The sequence below is a fragment of the Paenibacillus sp. S28 genome (genome assembly GCF_016624415.1).
Taxonomy (GTDB): Bacteria; Bacillota; Bacilli; order Paenibacillales; family Paenibacillaceae; genus Paenibacillus_AQ; species Paenibacillus_AQ favisporus.
Genome location: NZ_JACVTM010000004.1, coordinates 26,633 through 50,401, shown reverse-complemented (window position 1 = coordinate 50,401; position 23,769 = coordinate 26,633). Strand labels below are relative to the sequence as shown.

22 protein-coding genes and 1 pseudogene are annotated in these 23,769 nt (G+C 54.6%); 5 read left to right on the top strand and 18 right to left on the bottom strand.

Going from position 1 to position 23,769, the window contains the following annotated elements; all coding sequences use genetic code 11:
• Positions 1-200: 200 nt before the first annotated feature.
• Positions 201-1,313, bottom strand: a complete 1,113-nt coding sequence (locus IAE55_RS11635) for a DUF3048 domain-containing protein (protein WP_145164670.1) — start codon at positions 1,311-1,313, stop codon at positions 201-203.
• Positions 1,314-1,790: 477 nt separating this feature from the next.
• On the opposite strand from IAE55_RS11635, the gene IAE55_RS11630 reads away from it, so the two are divergent.
• The gene (locus IAE55_RS11630) at positions 1,791-2,336 is read left to right on the top strand and encodes a DoxX family protein (RefSeq protein ID WP_200632241.1); all 546 of its coding nucleotides are present in this window, start codon (positions 1,791-1,793) and stop codon (positions 2,334-2,336) included.
• A gap of 242 nt (positions 2,337-2,578) precedes the next feature.
• Here IAE55_RS11630 and IAE55_RS11625 read toward each other — a convergent pair whose 3' ends face one another.
• The 3 genes from IAE55_RS11625 to IAE55_RS11615 form a co-directional block, all read right to left on the bottom strand.
• Positions 2,579-3,361: a DODA-type extradiol aromatic ring-opening family dioxygenase gene (locus IAE55_RS11625; protein ID WP_145164672.1), complete on the bottom strand. Its 783-nt coding sequence runs from the start codon at positions 3,359-3,361 to the stop codon at positions 2,579-2,581.
• A gap of 184 nt (positions 3,362-3,545) precedes the next feature.
• On the bottom strand, positions 3,546-4,376 hold the full coding sequence (locus tag IAE55_RS11620; RefSeq protein WP_200632914.1) for an alpha/beta hydrolase: 831 nt from the start codon (positions 4,374-4,376) through the stop codon (positions 3,546-3,548).
• Between the two features lie 121 nt (positions 4,377-4,497).
• Complete coding sequence (locus tag IAE55_RS11615) at positions 4,498-4,974, bottom strand: hypothetical protein (RefSeq protein WP_200632240.1); 477 nt, start codon at positions 4,972-4,974, stop codon at positions 4,498-4,500.
• Between the two features lie 244 nt (positions 4,975-5,218).
• Between IAE55_RS11615 and IAE55_RS34115 the strand changes: the two genes are divergently transcribed.
• Positions 5,219-5,341 carry a hypothetical protein gene (locus IAE55_RS34115; protein WP_256992987.1) on the top strand — a complete coding sequence of 41 codons (123 nt, stop codon included), beginning with the start codon at positions 5,219-5,221 and terminating at the stop codon, positions 5,339-5,341.
• Positions 5,342-5,421: 80 nt separating this feature from the next.
• Positions 5,422-6,087 (top strand): DUF1129 family protein, encoded by a 666-nt coding sequence (locus IAE55_RS11610; RefSeq protein WP_200632239.1) that lies wholly within the window; start codon positions 5,422-5,424, stop codon positions 6,085-6,087.
• Positions 6,088-6,255: 168 nt separating this feature from the next.
• Here IAE55_RS11610 and IAE55_RS11605 read toward each other — a convergent pair whose 3' ends face one another.
• Positions 6,256-7,467, bottom strand: coding sequence for a chromate transporter (locus IAE55_RS11605; protein WP_200632238.1), 1,212 nt, complete (start codon positions 7,465-7,467; stop codon positions 6,256-6,258).
• 278 nt (positions 7,468-7,745) lie between these two features.
• On the opposite strand from IAE55_RS11605, the gene IAE55_RS11600 reads away from it, so the two are divergent.
• Positions 7,746-8,687 (top strand): hypothetical protein, encoded by a 942-nt coding sequence (locus tag IAE55_RS11600; protein ID WP_200632236.1) that lies wholly within the window; start codon positions 7,746-7,748, stop codon positions 8,685-8,687.
• 248 nt (positions 8,688-8,935) lie between these two features.
• On the opposite strand, the gene ilvA is transcribed toward IAE55_RS11600, so the two are convergent.
• The 9 genes and pseudogenes from ilvA to IAE55_RS11555 form a co-directional block, all read right to left on the bottom strand.
• Positions 8,936-10,168, bottom strand: coding sequence for a threonine ammonia-lyase IlvA (gene ilvA / locus IAE55_RS11595; protein WP_234489521.1), 1,233 nt, complete (start codon positions 10,166-10,168; stop codon positions 8,936-8,938).
• 433 nt (positions 10,169-10,601) lie between these two features.
• Entirely contained in the window at positions 10,602-12,089 is a 1,488-nt protein-coding gene (locus IAE55_RS11590) for a PH domain-containing protein (protein WP_200632231.1), read from the bottom strand.
• Positions 12,079-12,543: a PH domain-containing protein gene (locus tag IAE55_RS11585; protein ID WP_200632229.1), complete on the bottom strand. Its 465-nt coding sequence runs from the start codon at positions 12,541-12,543 to the stop codon at positions 12,079-12,081. The genes IAE55_RS11590 and IAE55_RS11585 overlap by 11 nt, the downstream gene beginning before the upstream one ends.
• The gene (locus IAE55_RS11580; RefSeq protein ID WP_200632227.1) at positions 12,540-13,172 is read right to left on the bottom strand and encodes a TetR/AcrR family transcriptional regulator; all 633 of its coding nucleotides are present in this window, start codon (positions 13,170-13,172) and stop codon (positions 12,540-12,542) included. The genes IAE55_RS11585 and IAE55_RS11580 overlap by 4 nt, the downstream gene beginning before the upstream one ends.
• Positions 13,173-13,737: 565 nt before the next feature.
• Positions 13,738-14,295 carry a flavodoxin family protein gene (locus tag IAE55_RS11575; protein ID WP_200632225.1) on the bottom strand — a complete coding sequence of 186 codons (558 nt, stop codon included), beginning with the start codon at positions 14,293-14,295 and terminating at the stop codon, positions 13,738-13,740.
• 38 nt (positions 14,296-14,333) lie between these two features.
• Complete coding sequence (locus IAE55_RS11570; protein ID WP_105442480.1) at positions 14,334-15,437, bottom strand: GerAB/ArcD/ProY family transporter; 1,104 nt, start codon at positions 15,435-15,437, stop codon at positions 14,334-14,336.
• A gap of 18 nt (positions 15,438-15,455) precedes the next feature.
• A complete protein-coding gene (locus IAE55_RS34250) occupies positions 15,456-15,731 on the bottom strand; it encodes a Ger(x)C family spore germination C-terminal domain-containing protein (RefSeq protein ID WP_325168637.1) in 276 nt (91 codons plus the stop codon).
• A complete protein-coding gene (locus IAE55_RS34245) occupies positions 15,728-16,609 on the bottom strand; it encodes a Ger(x)C family spore germination protein (RefSeq protein WP_200632223.1) in 882 nt (293 codons plus the stop codon). Before IAE55_RS34245 ends, IAE55_RS34250 begins: the two co-directional genes overlap by 4 nt.
• A gap of 9 nt (positions 16,610-16,618) precedes the next feature.
• Positions 16,619-18,048, bottom strand: a pseudogene (locus tag IAE55_RS11555) (spore germination protein).
• 168 nt (positions 18,049-18,216) lie between these two features.
• On the opposite strand from IAE55_RS11555, the gene IAE55_RS11550 reads away from it, so the two are divergent.
• Positions 18,217-18,642, top strand: coding sequence for a VOC family protein (locus IAE55_RS11550; protein ID WP_105442477.1), 426 nt, complete (start codon positions 18,217-18,219; stop codon positions 18,640-18,642).
• An 81-nt stretch (positions 18,643-18,723) separates the two neighbouring features.
• Here IAE55_RS11550 and IAE55_RS11545 read toward each other — a convergent pair whose 3' ends face one another.
• The 4 genes from IAE55_RS11545 to purH all read right to left on the bottom strand — a co-directional run bounded on the left by IAE55_RS11545 (position 18,724) and on the right by purH (position 23,711).
• On the bottom strand, positions 18,724-19,347 hold the full coding sequence (locus IAE55_RS11545) for an alpha/beta hydrolase (protein WP_145164696.1): 624 nt from the start codon (positions 19,345-19,347) through the stop codon (positions 18,724-18,726).
• Positions 19,347-20,291 (bottom strand): ring-cleaving dioxygenase, encoded by a 945-nt coding sequence (locus IAE55_RS11540; RefSeq protein WP_200632221.1) that lies wholly within the window; start codon positions 20,289-20,291, stop codon positions 19,347-19,349. The genes IAE55_RS11545 and IAE55_RS11540 overlap by 1 nt, the downstream gene beginning before the upstream one ends.
• Positions 20,292-20,562: 271 nt before the next feature.
• Positions 20,563-21,846, bottom strand: coding sequence for a phosphoribosylamine--glycine ligase (purD, locus tag IAE55_RS11535; protein ID WP_200632219.1), 1,284 nt, complete (start codon positions 21,844-21,846; stop codon positions 20,563-20,565).
• A gap of 317 nt (positions 21,847-22,163) precedes the next feature.
• The gene (gene purH / locus IAE55_RS11530) at positions 22,164-23,711 is read right to left on the bottom strand and encodes a bifunctional phosphoribosylaminoimidazolecarboxamide formyltransferase/IMP cyclohydrolase (RefSeq protein WP_116233584.1); all 1,548 of its coding nucleotides are present in this window, start codon (positions 23,709-23,711) and stop codon (positions 22,164-22,166) included.
• Positions 23,712-23,769: the final 58 nt, after the last annotated feature.

Here is a 23,769-nt window from a genome sequence, read left to right as displayed (position 1 = left end):
AACACCGCAAAAACATGAGAATGACAACCCTTGTTATCTTATCAATCCGTCCTACGGTTTGTAAAGATAAGCGGCTTTCAATTTTAATGCAATGTAAACTCGCTGCCGAATTTATATATTAAACTTACCCATTCCCTGCCAAAATATCCGGTGGAGTGACAATTCCCGCAAGGATTCGCCATCTTTCCCCTATTTTTCCGTCATTTGAGAAGCTGAAGATGGCTGTCGAAAGATGGCGCATTCGGCACGATGTTAAAATACGTGGTTCCCGGGTAGAGCGGCACCTCTTGGCCGTCTTTTACAAAGCGGATGACATCCCCTTTGGCGCGCACCCACTTGCCCTCCAGCACCTTGCCCCGCTGCAGCAGCACGGCCTTCCCGCCGGAAGATACGTCGATGTTCAGCCGGCCCACATCGTCCAGCACCTTCTGGTCGGCACCCAGCACGATGACGTTCGCCGCGGTCAGCTGCTCGTTGTTGTTCAGGTCGATATGCGGCTTGCCGTTAATGAAGCGCTGATAGAGCTTGGTGGCGGCATCATATTTATAGGAAACTTTATAGCTCTGGAGCAAAAAGGTGACGTCGACGCCCGCAGCGTCCTCACCCTCGGGAACGCTGTCGTCCGCCGGATCGTGAAAAGGATACGACTTCAGCTCCACATGCTCCGCGTATCCGCGCTTGTCCGCTCCCTCGCGCAGCTTGTCCGCATTGGAGTACAGATTGTGCGGCGCCTTGCGGCTCTTGTCGCGCCAGAAGTACGGCCCGGCGTTGCTGATCTCGTCCAGGTCCTCCTTGTGCTGGCGCTGGATGATCGCGTAGGCGTCGTTGCTGCCCCCGGCGTGCACCAGCACGCCGCCGTAGCTCTCGCCCAGATCGATCAGATACGGGCGGATGCTGCGGATCGGCCCGATCGTCTCCTCGGCGCCCCGGCTCTGGAAGATGCCGATCAACCGCGTGATGCCGCCCTCAGCCAGCACTTCATAGACGATGTCGGCCTGGCTCAGGCCCGACTGCGGCCGTGCCGCCGGCGCGTTGTTGATCATCACCGCCAGCGGCCTCTTGTCTGCCGGCTGCTCCACCGGCAGACCGGTCAGCGGCGCCGTATAGGCCGCCGGCTCCTGCTCCGCCGCTTCCGGCGGGGCGGCCTCCTCCGGCGCCGGCTCGTCCTTCGCCGGCTGCTGCTCCCCGGCGGCGGGCGGCTGCGGCGCCTCCGCCGCTTTCTCGGTGCAGGCGGCCAAGAGCGCACCGCTCAGCGTCAGGCACAGCAGTGTGCCTGCCAGCCTCCTCCAGCCTGTACTCCACGTATCGTTCATTCGCATGGATTCATCCCTTCATCGTAAACTCCCGGTCGTCGCCTGCTGTCTTCGTGTGGCTCGTCCACACATGCTTTCCTTCCATTTAATCACAAAAGGGCGGCATCTGTCTGTGTTTTCAGGCAGATTGGCGGTCCGATGGACTCGCATTAGCGGGCGTTTGATCTTGATCCCAAGCAGATTGACGGACCACACTGCGGCGGACTACATGCATAACCTGAGAGACACGCGAGGGATTGTACTCCGAGACGGCTACACTGAAGGTTATTTTTTCGACTCCCAAAACATCCCGTTTTTCGGATAAATCCAGCTTAGCGTCCGAAGCTTAAACATAACTGAAATCTTTTTTCGTATTTTGTTGGATGTGTGATATATATCACAGTTGTTGTGAAATTTTTCACTTATAATAAAGACATCAAAGATGATCATCTTCCACAAGCAACACATCCCAAAGAAAATAAAGGAGTGGAACAAATCATGTTCAACCATTGGCTTAGAAATCACAAAGTAGCGAGCTGGCTGCTGACCATCGTCCGGATCTACCTGGGGTACAGCTGGATCAAAGGCGGTATCGAGAAACTGACCGGAGGCTTCGATGCCGGCGGATTCCTGCAGGGGGCGATTGCCAAAAGTACCGGTGATCACCCGGCCGTTCAAGGCTGGTGGGCAGCCTTCCTGGAGCACGCGGCCCTGCCGGGCGTCAAATTCTTCAACGTCCTGATCCCGCTCGGCGAAACGCTGGTCGGCCTGGGGCTGATCCTCGGCACCTTCACCACCTTCGCCGCCCTGATGGGTATGGTGATGAACGCGGCGTTCCTCTTCTCGGGCACCGTAAGCACCAACGCGCAAATGCTGCTGCTTGAAATGTTCATCGTCGTCGCTGCCGCCAACGCCGGCCGTATCGGTCTGGACCGCTGGGTACTGCCTTACCTCCGCGGCTTGTTCCACCGGCATCATGACGGCATGGATCCCACGCCGGCATCCGCACCAGGCATGAATGGCAAGAGCAAGGGCGCCGCTTAACTTCAGGAGCAAGCGGACGGCCCGCAACCAGCACCGTCCACTCGGCTGAAGCGCGAATCCCGCGGACGGCCGGATGGACGGATGCGGACCGCCGCTTTCCCCATATACTGCTTTTGAACGTTCCCCCGTTCAAACAAGAAACGAGCCGGCAAGGATGCCGGCTCGTTTATATTTTACAGGACTTTCGGCGCTTCGCCGGTCCATCTTCAAAATGCAATCTTGCTGCCAGCCTTCCGATCGGTTCAAGACCCGCCGAACATCCAGCAGTTCAGGCTGAGGCTTCCATATTGGTACGTCTGGATCAGCCGTTTGGCCTTCGCCTCGTCGCTCGCTGCGCCCATCGCGTAGAACAGCGGAGCGAAATGCTCGGTCCCGTATGATGGAACGGCTTCGCGCGCATGCGGTGCTTTTTTGTCGTAGTTAAACAGCTCTTTCAGGTTCCAGGTCTCCAGATTCCGGGCAATCCATTCGTCGAATTCGACCGCCCAGGCTTCCGGTTCATCAGTCTGGCTGATCAGCCGCAAGTTATGAACGAGGCCGCCGCTGCCGATGATCAGCACGTTGTCCTGCCGCAGCTCCTTCAGCATCGCACCAATGGCGTACTGCTCCTCAGGTGACCGCCGTGAATCCACGGACAGCTCAATGACCGGGATGTCCGCGTTCGGGTACATTTTGCTCAGGATGACCCAGGCGCCATGGTCCAGACCGCGTCCCAGAACAGGCTCGTAATGCAGGTTGCCCGCTTCGAACAGGCTGGCGATTCTTTGGGTGACGGCTGCCGACCCTTTAGCCGGGTAGCGGAGCTCGTACATCGTTTCAGGAAATCCGTAAAAGTCATGCATCGTATCGTGAGATTCGTCCACTGTCATCGATTGCTCAGGACTGTCCCAATGTGCCGAGAAGACGACGATGGCTTCCGGGGCAGGCAGCTCCCGTCCCAGTGACTCCAAAAACCGCGAGTACTCGTGATCCTCCAAAGCGAGCATGGGTGAACCGTGGGCTACAAATAGTGCTGGTAATGTCATCGATGTCAACCTCCACACGCCAGTATACGTTGCTGTTTCTATTGTACCGTTTATGCAGAGAGATTTCCAATTTCCGCCCGAACATACGGTCCGCCAGCCCGCCTGCCTTGGATCGCCGCCCCGCCTCGTTATCCACGCCTACCATGCCTGGTGTCTGCCTGGGATAACCGAACCTCGTAACGTTCTAGATCATCCAGTGCTGCCATTCCTGTTGAACGGCTTCCTGGTCGTTCAGCCACTCCTTCGTGCAATGGATCACCTGTCTGCGGTGAGGTCCCGAGGAATACGTATGGTCCGCCTGGAAAATAATCTCCTTGTCGCAGCGCCCCTCGTTGCGCATCCAGAACACCTTTTGATACAGGAATGCATAGTCCACCGGGATGGTGTCGTCCGACGTTCCATGGATGATGAGCACGTCGCCGCCGAACTTTACCGCTTCCTGCAGCGGCTGATACTGGCCGAGCGAGTCGAAGAATCCCGGGGTGAAGTCATAGCCAAGGTAATCCGAGTATCCGGATTTCACCGCGGTGTCGTACACGTCTCTGCCGGTGATTTTCAAAATATCGCTGAGCGGATATCCGACCGACGACCACAGCACCAGGCTCTTCACGCGGCGGTCGCGGACAGCCGTCAGGATGGCCACCACGCCTCCCAGGCTGTGCCCGATCAAGGTGACGCGCGTCGGATCGACATCCACGCAGCTCATGCCGTAATCGAGCACCGTCCGGGTCTGGGCGATCATCGACTCCAGCCCTTCCATCCCGTAGCTCCCACTGCTCTCGCCGCATCCGGCATAGTCAAAGCGCAGCACCATGTATCCTTCCCGCGCCAGCTCGCGCGCGCTCTTCACGAACAGCCGGTCCACGCCGATCCGGCTCCCGACGAACCCGTGGCAGATGATCACCAGCGGGACGCGGTCCTTGGACCGGCCTTCCTTGCCTTCCTGTTTCACCGGATAATGCAGGCTCGCAGCCAGCTCCTCCTGTTCGTGCCGGATCGTAATATTCCGCTCCATCATAACTCCTCCGTCCCCGTAAAATTTATATATTGATAATTCCGATAAGTTTAATGTGATATCGGAATTTATCTTATCACCACGGGGTGGAGAGTGTCAATTGAAAAAGCGGCTTATGCCTCTATTCGTAACTGCGGCGGAACATCGAATGGGTTTCCTCCCGGCCTTCCCAATCGGTCAGCAGGCTGTTCTCCGGACTTACTTCCAGCACGTTCTGCGGATGCCAGCTGCCGCGCTCCTCCTTGGACTCGGGCTCATTAAGCCAGCCGTAAGCTTCGATCGGCTCCTCGGCTATTTCGCTCGTGAATGCGCCCCCTGCCCGAGGTCCGATCCCGTTATCTTCGGCTGCCGGACCTACGCCCCGCATGCCGTTGCCGACATCGACCGGGCCAACGCCCCGAAGCTCGTGATCGCTGATGCGATTCGCTTGCCCTGCCTGCTGCCCGGATACAGACAGCTGACCGCCTTCTTCTCCCTTTGTCCGTGCCTGTTCGGCCGCTGCTTCGGACCCGTTCAGTGACCCCAGCGCGGCCATTTCCACGATCCATCCTCTGCTCTTGCTGTCCCACACATACTTCTGCTTAAAGTTGTCGCTCACGACAAGGTCACCCCCTGGTCAGATTAAAAATTTGATGCATATTGACCTATTGTCACGCGCAGCCGGGCGGATTATTCGGGGATATTTAAATGTTCACAAAATTGAGGTGACGGGAGTACAACTGCTGGGATGCGGGGCCGCTGAAGACCATTGCTGCGCCTCATATCCCCCTTGCCTGCATGGAAAACAGACGTTCGGCAGAAACTAGGTCTACTTATCATTTTTGCGAGGGGATGGATCATCCATGTGGGACCATGTCATGACGTTTGCCCAGGAAAAACCGCTGTCGATCGTCCTGATTGTCTGCGTCATTATCGCCATCATCTATGTGGCGGTGCACTATGAAATGCTCTTTTTCAAGGAATAGAGGGGCGGTATCCCTTGAAGGCTGCCTTGCAAACGGCCGGGGCTGTTCCTATACTTGTGGTATATGGAGGAGCGTACAGAATGACGATCAAGCAAATGATTCAAGAAAATAACCGGCTGCGCGAACGCATGACACCGGCGAACCGGGATTACGTGGAGGATGTCATCATCGCGGTGCGCAGCACCCGGGCCGATCGGCAGCAGGCCGAGAAGAAGCTGCTCGAAGTGGCTTCGGACGTGCTGAAGGCCCAGGAAGCCGGCCGCACGGCATCCCAGCTGTATGGCGAAGATCCGGCGGCCTGTGCCCGCAGCATCGCGGATGCGCTGCCGAAGCGTAAAGCCATCGAGGGAGCCGCCTATTACATCATGATTCCTTGGGCGGCGTTCACATTTCTGTTTTTGGTCGAGGCGGTGTTCGGACTGATCGCCGAATGGAGCGGTTATGCAGGGGAACCGATCAATCGGATCAGCCTGCTGGCGCTGATCGTGTTGGCCGTAGGCTCGATTCTGCTGACCGAGCTTGTCACCAAGACCCTGAATAAACCAGGAAGCGATGAGGGCTCCGCCAAGCCCAAGATCGATTTAAAGGCGATCGGAGTGTACTTAATCATCCTGATCATCGTCATGATCATCGGGTTCTCGATGCGGACCATGCTGCCAGTCTTCACTGTCAACCCATGGGTAAGCCTGGTGATCGGATTGATTGGGCTGGCCGGGCTGCGGTTTATCTTTCTAAGAAGAGGCTGATTCGGCAAACGAGGTTGGCTGGACAAAGCGCCTTGGCCCCATATTTGCGGATAGTCCGAACATAGCGAAAATCCCCTTTAAGCAGGCATGTGCTGAATGGCAGCGCTGCGCTTGCTCGAAGGGGATTTTTCGTTTTTGGCTATATATACGACAGCCTCTAAGATCCACTCATATCCATCCGATAATCATTCCGGCTAACGCGCCAGCAAGAACGACAACCCAAGGCGGGAGCTTCCAGAAGACAAGCAGGATAAATAACAATAGAGCCAAGGCAAAATCAACCGGTGCCGTAACAGCCGTCGTCCAGATCGGAACATAGAATGCCGCTAACAAGATGCCGACCACAGCTGCGTTTATCCCAATTAGCGCACCTTGCACCCTTGGGCTGTTTCGAAGGCCGTTCCAGAACGGCAGCGCTCCGGCAACCAGCAGAAAAGCAGGCAGGAAGATCGCCACTGTCGCAACAATTGCACCAGTTATGCCGCCGGACATCGCCCCGAGGTATCCTGCAAAAGTAAACAGCGGCCCGGGAACAGCCTGCGCCGCCCCATAACCGGCAAGGAAATCCTCCGGACTCACCCACCCCGTCGGCACCACCTCGCGCTCCAGCAAAGGCAGTACAACATGTCCGCCGCCGAACACCAATGACCCCGAGCGGTAGAAGCTGTCGAACAGGGCCAGCCATTGGATGTCAAACATTTGTCTTAGGAGCGGCAGCGCAGCGAGCAGGCCGAAAAACAAAACAAGACAGCCGATCGCGAAAGGTTTGCCCACCGGCATCCGCAGACTTTGGCTGCCAGGATCCGAACGCTTCTTGTACATCCACAGCCCGATTATACCCGCGGCGGCAATGATCAGCACTTGAGTATAGGCTGTCGGCCATAGTAACACAAGCGCAGCAGCGCCAACGGCGATCGTGACCCGGGATCGGTCCGGGGTCAGCTTTTGGCCCATGCCCAGCACAGCCTGGGCTACAATAGCGACAGCCACGATTTTAAACCCATGAATCCAGCCTGCATTTGCGATATCGAAGCCTTGAAGCAATAAGGCGAACAGAACCAACACGATCACGGAAGGCAGCGTAAAGCCCAGCCAGGCCATCACACCGCCCCACAGGCCCGCCCGGAGGATGCCAATTCCGATTCCGACCTGGCTGCTTGCCGGACCGGGCAAGAACTGGCAGAGGGCCACAAGATCCGCATAGGCTTTTTCGTCCATCCACTTCCTACGCCGAACGTATTCGTCATGGAAGTAACCCAGGTGGGCAATCGGACCGCCAAAGGAGGTCAGGCCTAATTTGGTGGAGACGCGAAGCACCTCCCAGAGTGAGCCTGATTTTGCATTAGTAGCTTCTAAGGTTTGTTGTGGTTCAGGGTTCAAGCCAATCGCTCCCTAACGTTATTTTTACGGTGCTTGCTGCCGGCAAATCAAATCCATCATAAAGGTTATATGTTGTATGTAGATTAATGGAGTATCAAAAGACTCAAAACAAGTGAGAAAAATACGAATCCCTGATATTAGTTCTATGGAATAGAGTGAAATTCCCCTGTCACCAAAATCAATCGCTAAAAGTTTACAAGTCGGAAACAAGTTGAGATCAAAGCGAAACAACCTTCGGGTAATATGTTCATATACCAAACAGGAGGTTGAACACACCTATGAAAAAAACAGTTACCGCGGCAACAGCCGCTGCCCTTATGATTGCCCTTACCCTGCAAACCGGAGCCGGAGCGGTTCATGCAGCCACCGCGCAGCCTGCCGCAACCAAATCGGCAGTTTCTGCCGCCGTCTCGGCCAAAACGAAGCACGCTAACGCCATTTACAACCACATGATGGAACTGCTGAAGAAACCGGCGAAGCAGGCGGAAGCACTGGCCTACATGGAGAAAAACATGTATCAAGTAACACCATATCAAGCGATGCTGATGGCCCTCAAGATGGAGAATGCCGAAAACGCCAATTTGGAAGCGTGGAACCAGAAATTTTACAAAGACAATGTACAGCGCAGCCTCCTGAAGCTGATGAAGCAAGGCGACGACCTGACTTCTCTGATCAATAAGACGAGCGACAAAAACCTGAAAGCCCTCTTCAAAGGCGCCCGCGATAGCGGCTATCGTCTCGAAACGGCTGAAGGTATGTTCTACCTGGTGCTGGACTACCCGCGCTTCCAGAAGGTTCGCCCTTACGTGACCAACGATATCAAGAGCTATATCGATATCATGACGGCAGAGACGAAAAACCGCTTCGCCAACGACGCGGCGCTGTCGATCAGCTGGCAGGAAGTCATCAAGCGTGCCCAGACCCAGGAAGCTTTCGTGAAGTCGTATCCGAAATCCAACCGGGTAACCCAGGTCAAAGCGCTGTACCAGCTGTATCTGTCCATCAGCATGAACGGCCTCAACAACACGCCGATGTTCGACTATGTCAGCAAGAAAATCGATCCAGAGGCCAAAGCCGCGCTGGAAGCTGCCGTCAGCAAAGGAAACCCGGCCACGAGCGGCTACCTGAAACGCATTAAGGGGTTCCTTGACGTCGTGAACAAAAACAAAGACACCCTGACGCCGGAAGTCCGGAACTACATCAATTCCGCGCTGAAATAATGCCGTTCGTTCATCAGACGAAACTTTTATCGGCTGAATCATCAACCGGATAAAAAATCGTCTATCGACGTACATTCTCCGAAGCTGATCCTTTGTCATATTTAAAAATAGAAAAGGGAGACCGCTGCGATGGTTGCAGGGTCTCCCTTTTTGTAGTTCCAGCTAGCGGAAGCGGATTACTCCCACGTTGGCACGGTGCACCAAGGGGCGAGAATATCAGCATCCGCCGCCGGCGATCGGCCGCTCTATTAAATCAGCATGTTATACAGGCTGGAATCCTTGTTCAGCTCCGTATATTTGAGACCTTTCCGGTTCATGCGCTCGATGAGCGGCTCATAATCCTCGCGGCTGTTCAGCTCGATGCCGACGAGCGCCGGTCCGTTCTCTTTGTTGTGCTTTTTCGTATACTCAAAGTTGGTGATGTCGTCTCCCGGCCCGAGCACGTCCTCCAGAAATTCGCGGAGCGCGCCGGAGCGCTGCGGGAAATTGATCATAAAATAGTGCTTGATGCCTTCGTACATGAGCGAGCGCTCCTTGATCTCTTGCATCCGGTCGATGTCGTTATTACCGCCGCTGATGATGCAGACGACCGTCTTGCCGCGGATTTCATCCCGGTACAGGTCCAGCGCCGCCACCGGCAGTGAGCCTGCGGGCTCAACGACGATTGCATTTTCATTGTACAGCTCCAGGATGGCCGTGCAGGCTTTGCCTTCCGGCACTTTGACGACGTCGTCCAGCAGGCGCGAGCAGATGTCGTACGGGGTGTCGCCCACCCTTTTCACGGCTGCTCCGTCGACGAACTTGTCGATCTCGTCCAAGGTGACAACGCCCTGCTGAGCCAGCGCCTCGCTCATCGATGCTGCGCCTTCCGGCTCGACGCCGATCACTTTGGTCGCCGGGCTGACCGTCTTGATGTACGTCGCCACGCCTGCCGCCAGTCCGCCGCCGCCGATGGTGACAAACACATGGTCTGCAGCCGAATCCAGGCTTTCCATCACTTCCATCGCAATCGTGCCGTTTCCTGCAATGATCTTAGGCTCGTCAAACGGATGGATAAACGTCATGCCCTCGCGGTCGCAGGCCTTGATCGCCTCTGCGTAGGCGTCGTCGAACGTGTCTCCGGTCAGAATGACTTCCACGTTGCTGCCGCCAAAGCGCTTGACCTGCTTCACCTTCTGGTTCGGGGTCGTGCTCGGCATGTAGATTTTCCCGTGAATATTCAGCGCATGGCAGGAAAAGGCCACACCCTGCGCATGGTTGCCTGCACTCGCGCACACGATGCCCTTCGCCATCTCCTCCGGCGACAGGCTGCGGATCATATTGTAGGCACCGCGGATCTTGAAGGAACGCACGACCTGCAGATCCTCCCTTTTCAAAAACACGTTGCATTCGTATCTCGCCGACAGGACCGGGTCCCGCTGCAGCGGCGTCCGTACGATAACCTCCCGCAGCACGTGGTGTGCCCGGACGATATCTTCCATGCTGACGGTGCGGGGCTTGTCTGCCGCGCTTTCTCTTTCAGCGTTCACGACAGTGACTCCTTCGGCGCCAGCTGAAGGCTGGGCCTGCGTTTCCTTACCGGTATCTTTCATCTCTTGTTCTCTCCTCACTCCGCTAACCCTCTTTTTAAACGGACGTTTTTATATTACTCAGTAACTTAACGCTTTTGCGGTTTTTTTTCAAGAGGCTCTCTCCCGGCGGGCGCCTATTTTTGAAGATTATAGAATTTATAAAATTCAGCGAAGCTGAACCATTCTATAATCGCAAGAAAAACTTCAGCTAAACGCGGTCTGTCTTCTTTGAAAGTACGTCGATAGACGTTTTTCTTATGGCGTTTTTCCCTAATTGCGCCAACCTTCGGTTCGATAGCAAATAAAAGCCCTCCCACACGCTTCGAGGTGGAAAGGCCATCAGCTACTGTTTTCCGGAAAGCCAATCGGTGAGCATGTCGACATCGGAGGCTAGGGCATGCCGCAGCGAAACTTTGTCTCCGGATTTACCGGACGCTACTGCCACTTTCAGCGTGGCCAGCTCTTTTCCCGCCTGGAATGGAGTCTGCGAGGTTTTGTGCCACTGTACCTTGGAGATCGGGATCAGCACGGTTTTCTCGGAAAAGCTCCCATAGCGGATGTGAAGCTGGTTCTCCTCCCGGCTCCAGGCCGCCCTCCGGTATTCCAATGATGACGCTGCCCAGGCAAAGAGGGGAAGAACCCATGCAAGCCACCGCCAAAAGCCGGGCGCGAGCAACCAGGCGGCTGCCGCCAGGATGATACAGATGAGAACAGGCAGCACGGTGTAAGAACGGTAAGATTTACGGCTGACCGGGTTCCAGGTCTGCGGTAGGCGGAATCCGGGCAGAAACGCTGCCATCCGCAGAGGAAGCTCGTCATAACGGACAAGCGGAAACAAATCGACGGCCTTTTTCTCCTCATCCGAGCTGCCTGCGATGACCATTCGAACCGAAGCCCGGCGAAGCAGCTTGTGCAGCGGGTTCTGGGTGATGCGGATCGCCTGAATCCGGTGCGGCTTGATGACGGTTCTTTTCTTTTCCAATAAGCCCCGCTCGATGGTTAACGTACGGCCCTCGGCCTCAACCCGAAAGCCGTACTCCAGTAAGAATGCGCCTGCAAACGCGAGCAGCCAGGAAAGGATCGCAAGGATGACGACGAGTCCCGGGATTCCGAGGACCATCAGCCGCGGGGACAGCTGATCCCATACCGGCGTATCCCTCACCCATTCATCCCACAGCTTCAAGCCTCCCCCTACAATCACCATCCAGAGGATCGAGAATTTGCCGCTCGTTGTGCTTAGAATCAGCGTTTGGCCCAGTGACAGCCGCATGCTGTTTGTGTGAGTAGCGCTCGGCTGTTCAGCGTGAACGAGGGAATCGCCGGACGTTTCGGACGCCGCTTTCTCCGGGTCTGCCATGCCGATCTCTCGCTGAATCCGGGCGGCTTCCGCGGCAGAAATCGAACTGAGCACGGCCTCCGGCTCTTCTTCCCCCCCGGACGTCTCCATTTCCAGGCGAACGAGCCCAAACATTCGATCATACAGGCTGACTGTGATATTCAGAGACTGAATGCGTTCATTGGTGATCCATAGTTTTCGGCGGACCCACAGCCCGTGTTCCATATAAAGGACGCCGTCCTCCACCCGGTACACAAAACGGCGCCAGCGCAGCCAAGCGAACACGATCAGCATGACCGCAGCCGCCGCAATCACGCAAACGGTCAGCACGATGCGGTCGATCTCTTTTCCAAATACGCGATGGATCAGAAAAATACAGAATGGAATCAAAGGCAGCAGGCCCGCCAATTCCTTCCCGGAATGAATCAGAAAGTACAGAATGGATACGGGATGCAGCCGCCGGTTGGCCGGCAAGGGTCCTGGATTAGAGTTCACTGTCCGTCCCCCCTGCCCAATCCGAAATCTGCTTGCGAATCTCATCAGCTTCGTGCTCTGACAATGCAGGAATGCGATGGCTCCCGGCTGCGGTGGAGAACGTGACGGTGGACAGTCCATAGATCTTCTGGATCGGCCCTTGCTTGGAATCCACATGCTGAATACGCACCATCGGGATCAACGTTTTCCTGCGCACCCAGACGCCGTGATTCAGCTCTACGTTCTTTTCCGTAATCTCATATCGCCAGAACCGGTACAGCAAACCGGGCAGCACCGCCAGCTCAAGCACGATAAACAGCAGGACGGCGGCCGCACTCCATCCCGCAATCCAGACGGGCCAGCTGTAAGCCATTGTCAGCCATAGAAGCGCGATAATCAGCACGACACTGATCGCGCTGGCGATCCACCCTTCCATTCTTCGCGCTTTCACCGCCCTCGGATCGATCCGTTTCATGGCTGCTCTCCTCCTTCCGTAGACGAATCCGCTGGATGAGAGGGACGGTGGACGGCCGATAGAAACAGGTCGGCAAGTTCCGCCGCGTATCCCGAAAGGTCCAGGCCGGGATTGACGAGCAGCTGGCTTGCGACGCCGTCAATGGCGCTGCGGATGGCCGCTGCAGTAACACGAGCGGAGCGTTCGGTAAACGGCTTGAACTCCCCGGTCTCCTGCCCCCATCGCAATATTTCGATAAGAGGCTCCAGAATCAAATCATCGGCGGCTCCTCCGAACCGAAGCTTTCCGTCCGCCGTGCGCGCATTCGTAACAACTTCTGTTAAAGCTACAATATAATCACGGTGCCCGCCCATAAATTCCAGGTTCGACTCGATATAGGCCTTCAGCATCCCGCCTGGTGTTGTTTGTCCCTCGACTCGTGGAGACATGAAGCGTGCTCCGGCATCAAAGACCTCATGGACGATTTGCTCCATTAACTCATCCTTGCTGGCGAAGTGGTAGGTGAACACGCCCTTGCTTACACTGGCACGCTTGACAATTTGTCCCACCGAGGCCTGGGCGTAACCAAGCTCGGCAATCGTATGGATCGCGACCTCCACGATCTGCTGCCTTCTCTTTGATTGTTCCATGGACTCCTCTGCCCCCTATTGGAAATCACCTGCTTTGTAGATTCCGAGGAATCGTACGACTGTACTAATCATTTTAGTACGGGTGTACTAAGCTGTCAATATCCAAACGGTTGAGGCAGCATGGAACCGCCAGAAAATTGGTGACTGGGGCAACTGAGGGCCTATACAGCTTGAAGAACTCACTATCATGATGCATGAAATGTGTGTATTTGTTTTGATGGGTAAGCATAAAAAAAGCCCCCTTAAATGGGCCTTTTCTAGATCTTTTATTCGCAGGTTAATCGTTACGTTAGCTCAGATGATGCGAATGAACATTTCGTTTGGTGAAGTACTAACCTTCGGGATTTTCCTGGTAGCGTTACTCACTTACATCGATAAACGAAAATAACCCACTCTTAAGGTCGGCACCTAAGTGGGTTATTTTCAAGGTCAAGCTTGATCCTGGAGGGAAATCCCACTCAAGATGTTTGTGCTAGGGAGTAGCCTGGGCCGGCTGCTCCTTATTTATTGTTGTCTTAGCATACGGCAAGATATACCACAAGCTATGCAAATTGAAAAATATGGCTTATTCTTGCACCTGCCGGATCAGACGGTCCCGGAGCTCATCTGCCAGCTTGATCGACGCGGTATCATGGATAACCGCTCCCGGCCGATTCCCCTCGCCCAGGATATAGCCCCCAAACTTCGTTCCGAAGAAGCCAAAGATATACTGAAACTGCTGAATCAGCGGCAGTCCTTTCAGCTGTGGATCGTCGCCACCGGCCGCAATCACATAAGCGGTTTTGGACTTCATCGATTCCCGGAAATGCGGGCGCTGATCGTCCCTGAGCGTTTGGGACCAGCGATCGATAAAGTTTTTCATATGGCCCGACATGCCGTACCAATACACCGGCGTGGCAAAAATCACAGTATCCGCGGCCAGCACGCGGTCAATCAGCCCGTTATAATCGTCGTCCACGTCCTGAAACCCCTGCTCGGTATGTCGAAGATCCTCAATCGGTTGAACGGTATACTCTTTCAGCACAATCCGGTCCACGCCGGCAAATCCCCGGACGACCCGCTCGGTCAGCAGCTCCGTATTCCCTTCTGGACGCGTACCCCCATAAATGACAATGATGCTCATCGTATTTCACTCCTTTTTTAAAATGGAGCCGTCCACATTCAGGTCTGCTCACTCCACCATTTTTTTGACCGTAATCTTAACATGGCCACGATCCCATAATACAGTGGAATCAGCTCTATAAAAATCCACACCAGCACCGTAATAAAGGAAAAATAGTGTTTCTGGTAGACAGACAAGTGGTAGGCGTAATAAAACGCAATCCCCGCCGAAACGAGCGTCAGCGAAGGGACGATGATTCCCTCTCCTTTTCCTTTCGTAAAATAGGACATGCACTTGGTTCCGGCATATATCAAAAAGGAGCAATGGATCAGCATCGAAGCCGTCCATACCCCGATCATAAATGGGGCGGAGTTTTCCAACAGGCCATCGTCTATTTTACCTCGGATAATTTCGAGGAATGGATATTGGATCTGCTTGGCATAATGTGGGCTGAAATTAAGCAGCGTAAACATCCAGCCTGACAACAAGACTAAGGAATTTCCAACCGATGCAACCGCCAGCTTGGCGAACGTCCCTTTGCCGAATGTAAATTCCGGAGCAAGAAACAGGAAGACCACCCACTCGCTCACGACCGAAAACGTAGCCATTGTGTTGCTGAAAAAAGTAGGCTGGTCAAAGTAATGAAAAAAAGCCGGGAGCATCTGCACACTGGCGTTTTCAGCATAAAAATAGGTGATCAGCAGCGTGGTTGCAAAGATCAGCAAAAAAAGGCCATCCGACATGTAGACAAGCGTTCTTGCCCCCAACCGGATGACGTAGAGGATCACGAGGCTGATGATGAGCTGGATGAACCAGGGCGGGGTTCCTTTCAAGTAATTGGTCCCGAAAAACAAGACGAAGCTTTGGATATCGTAGGAGGCGTAGTACACCGTCCATGCAAGCAGCATAACAACGAAGGCTCCATGTATCCCTTTACCCATGATTCGGTTTCCGAAGGTGACCCAGGAGGAAGCCGGCTGAAGCTTGCCGACATAGACCACATAGAACAAAATGATTAAGCCCAGGAGGGAACCGAACACGATGCCCGCAATTCCTTGATAGCTTGACGTGGATACCAGCTCTGGAATAAGGAAGATAGACGCCTGGGAGTTAAAATAGACAAAGGCAAATCGGGCCAACCTCCAGTTGTTGTTTGAAGTCATTTCGCCTCGCTCCCCTTCTCAATATTCTTTCCCGTAATCGTCCAGGCTCAACTTGGTAACTACGCGTACCTCGGCATCCTTCTTATAGTGTTCCGGCCATTTGCCCTTCACCTGCTGCCAGTACTGCGGGGCGTTCCACTCCAGGAGAAACCCGAGCTGAAGCACATCGGCTCCGATTTGTTGAGAGTAGGCAATGCTCTTCCTGAAGTCTTCGGAGACGGTTTCTCTCATTTGGTTCATGATGGTTCCGCTGATGTCCTTCACGAAGCGGTGAGAAGCGTCCTTTTTGGCTATGATGCTGGCCCTGCCTTTGAGATGAACGGTGAAAACCGGGCCGTTTGGGTCATTTTGACCGAAGTTTTACCGTTCGTATAAGTGAATTTAAGATCCGCTTTGCTCTTGCCGTGATCCCATTGAATGGAATAAATCGGAAATTTGAGATGCCCATGGGCCCAGGCGATTGTTTTGGCTTCTTCATAGGGGAGCGTGCCTTTCAATCGGCCTTGCTGAAACAAAGCCGCCCCTTTGATTCCCGTCCACGTTTCGCTTTTATGAGCATCGGCGGCGGAATGGATCTTGTCGTTCTGCAATAAGGTGGCGGCGTATCCCAAGCCTGCCGCGTCCGCGACGAGACAGTCCTTGATGGTCGTATTCAGCATATAACCTTGGGTGGCGAAGCTTAGCAGCACCGTGGTGGGCAGCTGTTCAAAAATCGGCGTCAGGTGTGCGGCATCATCCAGCTTACCGGAAGCAACCAACAAGTATGCCCCGATCGGGACATCGGGTTCCCTCTTGATCCATTCCAGAAGATCGCCGATGCCCTGCTCGCCGTATTGCTCGCTGATCATCACGACTTTGATTTCGGATAGGCTGAGCTGGCGTGACAAATCTTTGTGGATATATTCCAGCGCCTTGCAGATGCTCGTGGATTGCTTGGTGATCAAGGAGTAGGGCTTATCCTTGCCGCCTCCCCCGCCGCTTAACTGGTCCGAATCCAGGCGGTTGGTCAGAGGCGTGCTGATCGAGACCTTCACCGTTCCGGGTTCTTCGCCGACATCGATAAACACCCCGTTTACGAAAATACGCTGATCCAGCTCGACTTTGGACCAGCATCCAGTGACGCTGCACAATATGATGACCATCAGCCCAATTTTCAGAAGTATCGTTTTCATAGAAATGGATTATCTCCTCCGATGCCGGATTCTCGAAAAGGCGCTGCTGCGTTTGTTCATCAAAGGTGATGACAGCCGCAACAGCGTGTCTTTCCAATCGGACAGGACGAGCGGAGCGACCGGCTGCAAATACGGGGCCCCGAAGGACCTTAAGTGCACCAGATGCGCGTACAGAACAAAAGTACCTGCGAATATTCCGATCAGCCCCATCGAACCGCCCAAAATGAGAAACGGGAAACGGAGCATCCGAAAAATAAGCCCCAGCTCCAGATGGGGAATGATATACGATGCCACCCCGGTGATCGAAACGACGATGACCATGGGAGCGGAGACGATGCCTGCCTGAACGGCGGCTTGGCCAATGACGATCCCCCCGATGATCGAGACCGTCTGGCCGACAGGCTTCGGAATTCTCATGCCCGCCTCCCGCAGCGCTTCAAAGGTCAGCTCCATAAGCAGCGCTTCCGTTAATGCCGAGAACGGGATGCGTTCACGGGCGGATGCGATCGTAATCACAGATGAGCCGGCAGGACTTGAGGGTGAAACGTCGTAATCGCTACGTATAATGAAGGCAATAAGATCGACAACATCGAGAAAGCGAACCGGACCATGCGAATCCAGCTGGCTGCAAAGGGACTCTGAAAATAATCCTCCGAGGCCTGCAATAACGAAAACAAGGTGACCGGAGCGATCACAGCATTGGGTGCCCCATCCATCAAAATGCAGACGCGCCCTTCGAGCAAAGAGGCTGCAACGGCATCAGGCCGCTCCGTATATTGAAATATCGGAAACGGCGTGGAGCTTTCCTTGAAATGTTCCACTACATAACCAATGCCGAAAATCCCATCGATGGATAGGCTTTTCAGCTTGCTGTCGATTTCGGCTAACACTTCGTTTTTGGGCATTCCCTCGATATAAACCACATAAACCAACGTGTTGGTATAGTCGCCGACGGTATATTCCTTCAGCTTCAGCTTCGGATGCCGGATCTTATGGCGCAGTAAAGACAGGTTGCTTTGGATATCCTCGATAAAAGCTTCTTGCGGACCCGTAACGACCAACTCATTTTGCGATTCCGCAATCGATCTTTTCTGGTACTGTACAGTGTCAAAATAGTAAAAATCGTCCGTTTGATCCACATGCAGGACGGCCTTCCCTTGTACGATCAGGACGGGGGCCTCTTCTGGGTCGGAAATGGCATGATAGACGACCGGAAAAGCGGTTCCTTGCTGCAGGTTACGGCGAAAAGCATCCCAACTCCCTGTCCGGCTTTCGGCCAGCAAAAAACGGGCGATGTTCTTTTGAATCATCGCTTGGTCTACAATGGAAGGTATATAAAATAACGTACAAGTTCTACCGTCAATGAGAAATGGCTGGCAAACCAGATCAGGGGAATCCTTCAGCTGCTGTTTGAGGATATCCAGTGCGGTTCCCTTCATAGTTTCTCACCTCTTGTGTACGATGATCGGTTCTCATATCATGCCAGAAATGAAGTCAAATTATTCCTTAATGATGACAATCAAGCTGTCACCAATACATTGCTATAATCAAAAGTACAAGCAGAAGACATAGCACACACTTTAATCCAAGAAGGAGGACGTAACACGATGAAGCCAAGTATATCCGTTTTGACCCTGGGAGTAGACGACTTGGAAAGGGCACTGGCCTTTTACCGGGATGGCCTGGGGCTGCCTACGGAAGGCATTATTGGAACAGAGTTCGAGCACGGCGCGGTCGCGTTCTTTGACCTTCAGGCAGGCGTGAAGCTGGCTGTCTGGAAAAGGGACGACCTCGTCCACGATGCCAACATCGAGCGCACGGCCCCCAGCAGCGCGGAGTTTACGATCGGCCACAACGTGACCAGCAAGGAAGAGGTCGATCAAGTGATGGAACAGGCGCGTCAGGCGGGAGCTACCATCACCTCACCCGCGCACGACACGTTCTGGGGAGGGTACTCCGGTTATTTTCAGGACCCCGACGGGCACCTGTGGGAAATCGTCTGGAATCCCGCTTGGGAGTTTCCGGAGGAGTAAAGAGAACGGAATTCCAACGCAACAAAAAAAGGCTGCCGGGATGAGTCCCAAGCAGCCTTTTCCTTATGTTCGATCAAACTATTATACTTTACTGTTAAAATGACGCTCAAACCAGGCGGTCGCCGCATCAATCTCCAGCTTGCTCAGCTGGTGTCCGTAATTTGCCCAATGCAGCTCGGAATCCGCACCGGCGTCAGACAGCAGGGAATGGAGCTCCTCGGTTTCGCTGATGGAGCAGATTGGGTCATTCGTTCCTGCCCCGATAAATACCGGAACGCCGGTTAGATCAGGCAGTTCCTTTCCGCGCAGCGGAACCATCGGATGCAGCAGAACTGCGCCCTGCAGGGCATCGCTGTAATGGAACAGCAGGCTCGCGGCAATGTTGGCGCCGTTGGAGAAGCCGACAGCCACCATCCGGTTCCGGTCGATGGAATACTGTGCGGCCGCCTCATCCAAAAAGGCCTTCAGCTCATGCGTCCGCGCAATCAAATCTTCCTCGTCGAACACCCCTTCGGCCAGTCTCCGGAAGAAACGCGGCATGCCATGCTCCAGAACGTTTCCCCGCACGCCAAGCACGGATGCCCCTGGTGCTATCATGTCTGCGATCGGGAGCAAATCCCGCTCATTCCCACCCGTTCCGTGAAGAAGAACCAATACGGGTGCCTCCGGCCGACTTCCTTGAACAAAAATATGCTTCATACTCATCATTGTACGCCTCCCAACGCACGGACCTGAATGTCCGGCAAAAGTTGTTCTATCACTTCACGCTGCGGCTCATACCACTCGGGCAGCATGAGATGTGTCCCCATTTCTTCTTCCGGCTCATCTCTTGCAAACCCTGGCGGATCTGTGGCGATCTCAAACAAAATCCCGCCCGGCTCGCGGAAATACACCGCATTAAAATACTGACGGTCGACGATCTGCGTCGGACGAAGACCGGCTTCCTCCACCAGACTTCTCCATGCCTCATGATCGGCAAAATCCTTGGCACGCCAGGCGATATGATGCACTGTACCAGCACCGGCGGTCCCCCGCTCTTCCTGACCGATATTCACGTCGATGATATTGCCGATATCGCCGGTGCTGCGGTAACGGACCTGGCCTTGGTCTTCGCCGATTTTGGCCAGTCCGAGGATTTCTTCCAGAACCAGCATCGTCTGCTCAGGGTTATTGCTTCCCAAAACGGCGCCGCCAAATCCCTTAATGGCATGGTCCAATGGAACCCCGCTGAAGGACCAGCGGCTTGGCGCCCCCTCGGCCCGCTCCACCAATTCAATCTGCAGACCGGAAGGATCTTTGAATTGAATGTACGTTTCTCCGAATCTTTCTGTCTTGCCGTACGCCAAATCCAAAGAGCTCAGACGCTGCATCCAGAAATCCAGGCTTCCCGGAGGAACGGCATACACCGTCGTTTTCACCTGTCCGCCGCCAATGGTGCCTGTTCGGCTATTGTCCCTCGGAAAAAACGTAATAATCGTCCCCGGACTGCCGTGCTCGTTGCCAAAGTACAGATGGTACACGTTTGGTGCATCGAAGTTGATCGTCTTTTTGACCAGTCGAAGCCCGAGCACCCCTGCGTAAAAATCAACGTTGTCCTGAGCGTTGTTCACGAATGCGGTAATGTGATGGATCCCTGTCGTCTGCAGCATGGTTTGAAACCTCCTCTGTGCTCTCTGAATTTTAAACCTCTCATTGCATTACGACTTGCCAAACCTGATCTGAATTTATTTTAATTTTAAGATTTATAAATACATAATATATGATATTGAGATTTTTGGCAAGGGGGTATTTGAAGAGTGATGTGCTGAACAACAAAAGGCGCCCCTTCGGTCGTGTGTCGACCTCGGAACGCCCTCTATCTCAGACCCGACAAAATGTACCGGGCAACATCCCTAGGGAAGCATCTCTAGCGAAACATCTTTATTTCCCGCTCTTCACCAACGCCTTGGCGGCGATGTCCGTGCGGTTTTGCTTGCCCTCGAAGGTAATCTTCTCGGCCTGCGCGTATGCCTTCGCGCGGGCTTCAGCGATGTCGGCACCCAGGCCGACGACGCCCAGTACACGGCCGCCGCTGGTAACGATCTCGCTCTGCTCGTTTGTGGAGGTTCCTGCGTGGAACACGAGGGCGTCTGCCGCATCGACCTGATCCAGCCCCTGGATCGGCAGTCCCTTCGGATACGAAGCGGGATAGCCGCCCGAAGCGAGCACGACGCACACAGCGGCCTCATCGCTCCACTCGATGTCGATGTCCGCCAGTGTACCGTTCACAACCGCGAGGAAAATGTCGAGCAGATCCGTCTTCAGCCGCGGCAGCACGACCTGGGTCTCCGGGTCGCCGAAGCGGGCATTGAACTCGATCGTGGTCGGCGTACCGTCCGGCTGGATCATCAGCCCGGCGAAGAGCACGCCGCGGAACGGCCGGCCTTCGGCCACCATCGCTTTGGCGGTCGGCTTGATGATATTTTCGACAGCGGCTTCAACAATCGCCGGATCCACATGCGGCAGCGGCGAATAGGTGCCCATGCCGCCTGTGTTCGGACCCTTGTCCCCGTCAAACACCGGCTTATGGTCCTGCGCAGCTGCCATCGGCCGCACTGTCTCGCCGTCGACAAAGGATAAAATCGACATTTCCTGCCCCTGCAGAAACTGCTCGATGACGACCTGAGCGCCGGATTCGCCGAATACTTTGGCGACCATGATGTCGTGGAGCGCTTTTTCCGCTTCCTCCATCGTAAACGCCACGGTGACGCCTTTTCCTGCGGCAAGTCCGTCCGCCTTAATGACGATCGGTGCCTGCTGCGACTGCAAATAAGCGGATGCTTCTTCGTAATTGTCGAATTTGCGGTAAGCCGCCGTAGGAATGTTATATTTATGCAGCAGGTCCTTCATGAACGTTTTGCTGCCCTCGATTTCAGCCGCCTTGCGGTTTGGTCCGAATACCGGAATATTTTTCGCCTCAAAAGCATCCACGATGCCGTCCGCCAGCGGATCGTCCGGTCCGACGACGACCAATCCCACTTCTTTCGTCAAAGCAAAGTCTGTCAGCTTGTCGAATTCATTGACCTGAATCGGCACGCATTCGGCGATCTGCCCGATCCCCGCATTTCCCGGGGCACAGTAGATCAGCCCCGCCTTCGGGCTCTTATGCAGCGCCCATACGATGGCATGCTCGCGGCCCCCGCCGCCAATCACCAAAATATCCATGTCCGCCTCCCGTTTCTTCGTTTATACACGTTAATTTTCATTAGAAGCCTATAACATTCGCGTCATCTTACCGCCAAGATTACGGTGTCGGCACCCTTTATAGCAGACAGCCGCGTTCAGTGGAGATTTTGATGACGGGAAGCAGCTGCTAGGGGTGACTTTCCGACCACAGCCCGGCTGCAGTCACCCTTCTCTAACTCTCTCCCAAACCTCTTAAACGCGGCTATCTCAGCCTTTTTCACTTTTCAGTGCATAGCGGCAATGACTTTACATATGACGGTAATGATTTTCCCTAGCCAGAACGGCGAGTTCCCGTCTTAGTGTTTAAAATGTCTTACGCCCGTAAATACCATCGCAATGCCGTATTCGTTGGCGACTTTAATGGACTCCTCGTCCTTAATGGAGCCGCCAGGCTGAATGACCGCGGTAATCCCGGCTTTGGCCGCCAGCTCCAACGTATCGCCCATCGGGAAAAACGCATCGGAAGCGAGCACCGCTCCCTTGGCTTTGTCGCCCGCCTGCTCAATGGCGATTTTGGCGGAGCCGACGCGGTTCATCTGACCCGCACCCACGCCAACGGTCATGTTGTCCGCGGCCAGTACGATCGCGTTCGACTTCACGTGCTTGACGACTTTCCAGCCGAACAGCAGCTGCTTCAGCTCCTCTTCGCTAGGCGCACGATCGGTTACGACTTTCAGATCGGCTTCGTCCAGCGAATGCACGTCGCTTTCCTGTACGATCATGCCACCGTCGATCGACGTCACGACAAATTGGCTGGCCCGTTCCTTGGCGGAGCCGAATTCGCCCATTTTCAGCAGACGGATGTTCTTCTTCTTCGTCAAAATTTCGAGTGCCTCATCGGTGAAGCCCGGTGCCAGCACGATTTCCAGGAAAATTTCGCTGAGCAGCGCCGCGGTGTCGCTGTCGATAATGCGGTTAGCCGCGACAATGCCGCCGAAAATGGAGGTCGGGTCCGCGCTGTAGGCTTTTTTATAAGCCTCCAAAATGCTTTCGCCTGTGCCTACGCCGCAAGGGTTCATATGCTTGACCGCCACGACAGCCGGTTCGTCGAATTCTTTGACGATCTGCAGCGCCGCGTTGGCGTCGTTGATGTTGTTGTACGACAATTCCTTGCCGTGCAGCTGCTCGGCGGTTGTGATGGTACCGGATGGAGCGAGCGGTTTGCGGTAGAACGCCGCTTTCTGGTGCGGATTCTCGCCATAGCGAAGGTCTTGGATCTTCTCGTAAGTGACCGTCAAACGCTCAGGAAGAGGATCGCCTGTGACGTTCGACAAATAATCGGAAATGAGGGCATCGTATGCGCCGGTGTGGCGGAAAACTTTGGCTGCAAGCCGTTTGCGCGTCTCCAGCGTCGTATCTCCGTTCTCGCGGATTTCCGCAAGCACGGTGCCGTAGTCGGCCGAATCGACAACTACGCTGACAAACGCATGATTTTTGGCTGCCGAACGAAGCATGGTCGGTCCGCCGATGTCGATATTTTCGATCGCATCTTCATACGTAACGTCCGGTTTGGCAATCGTCTCCTGGAACGGATACAGGTTTACGACCACCAGATCAATGTAGTCCAGGCCCAGCTCTTTCATCTGCTGCTGATGCTCTTCGCTGTCACGGACAGCCAGAAGGCCGCTGTGTACCGCCGGATGCAGCGTCTTGACGCGTCCATCCAAAATTTCCGGGAACCCGGTTACTTCGGAAATGCCGATGACCGGCACGCCTTCCTGTGCCAGCAGGCTTTTGGTGCCCCCTGTCGAAATGATCTCCACGCCCAATGCAGACAGCTCGCGGCAAAAATCCACGATGCCCTTCTTATCCGATACGCTGACCAGCGCTCTTTTAATACTCACGATATGCTCCTCCTTTATGTGTAAAAACGATAACTTTCGCTCGAAGCTCATTTATTTC

Bases quoted from the DNA above. Each gene is read 5' to 3' on its own strand.
- IAE55_RS11635 (WP_145164670.1), bottom strand. From the start codon at position 1,313: ATGAACGATACGTGGAGTACAGGCTGGAGGAGGCTGGCAGGCACACTG.
- IAE55_RS11630 (WP_200632241.1), top strand. From the start codon at position 1,791: ATGTTCAACCATTGGCTTAGAAATCACAAAGTAGCGAGCTGGCTGCTG.
- IAE55_RS11625 (WP_145164672.1), bottom strand. From the start codon at position 3,361: ATGACATTACCAGCACTATTTGTAGCCCACGGTTCACCCATGCTCGCT.
- IAE55_RS11620 (WP_200632914.1), bottom strand. From the start codon at position 4,376: ATGGAGCGGAATATTACGATCCGGCACGAACAGGAGGAGCTGGCTGCG.
- IAE55_RS34115 (WP_256992987.1), top strand. From the start codon at position 5,219: ATGTGGGACCATGTCATGACGTTTGCCCAGGAAAAACCGCTGTCGATC.
- IAE55_RS11610 (WP_200632239.1), top strand. From the start codon at position 5,422: ATGACGATCAAGCAAATGATTCAAGAAAATAACCGGCTGCGCGAACGC.
- IAE55_RS11600 (WP_200632236.1), top strand. From the start codon at position 7,746: ATGAAAAAAACAGTTACCGCGGCAACAGCCGCTGCCCTTATGATTGCC.
- ilvA (WP_234489521.1), bottom strand. From the start codon at position 10,168: ATGGAAGATATCGTCCGGGCACACCACGTGCTGCGGGAGGTTATCGTA.
- IAE55_RS11585 (WP_200632229.1), bottom strand. From the start codon at position 12,543: ATGAAACGGATCGATCCGAGGGCGGTGAAAGCGCGAAGAATGGAAGGG.
- IAE55_RS11580 (WP_200632227.1), bottom strand. From the start codon at position 13,172: ATGGAACAATCAAAGAGAAGGCAGCAGATCGTGGAGGTCGCGATCCAT.
- IAE55_RS11575 (WP_200632225.1), bottom strand. From the start codon at position 14,295: ATGAGCATCATTGTCATTTATGGGGGTACGCGTCCAGAAGGGAATACG.
- IAE55_RS11570 (WP_105442480.1), bottom strand. From the start codon at position 15,437: ATGACTTCAAACAACAACTGGAGGTTGGCCCGATTTGCCTTTGTCTAT.
- IAE55_RS34245 (WP_200632223.1), bottom strand. From the start codon at position 16,609: ATGAAAACGATACTTCTGAAAATTGGGCTGATGGTCATCATATTGTGC.
- IAE55_RS11550 (WP_105442477.1), top strand. From the start codon at position 18,217: ATGAAGCCAAGTATATCCGTTTTGACCCTGGGAGTAGACGACTTGGAA.
- IAE55_RS11545 (WP_145164696.1), bottom strand. From the start codon at position 19,347: ATGAGTATGAAGCATATTTTTGTTCAAGGAAGTCGGCCGGAGGCACCC.
- IAE55_RS11540 (WP_200632221.1), bottom strand. From the start codon at position 20,291: ATGCTGCAGACGACAGGGATCCATCACATTACCGCATTCGTGAACAAC.
- purD (WP_200632219.1), bottom strand. From the start codon at position 21,846: ATGGATATTTTGGTGATTGGCGGCGGGGGCCGCGAGCATGCCATCGTA.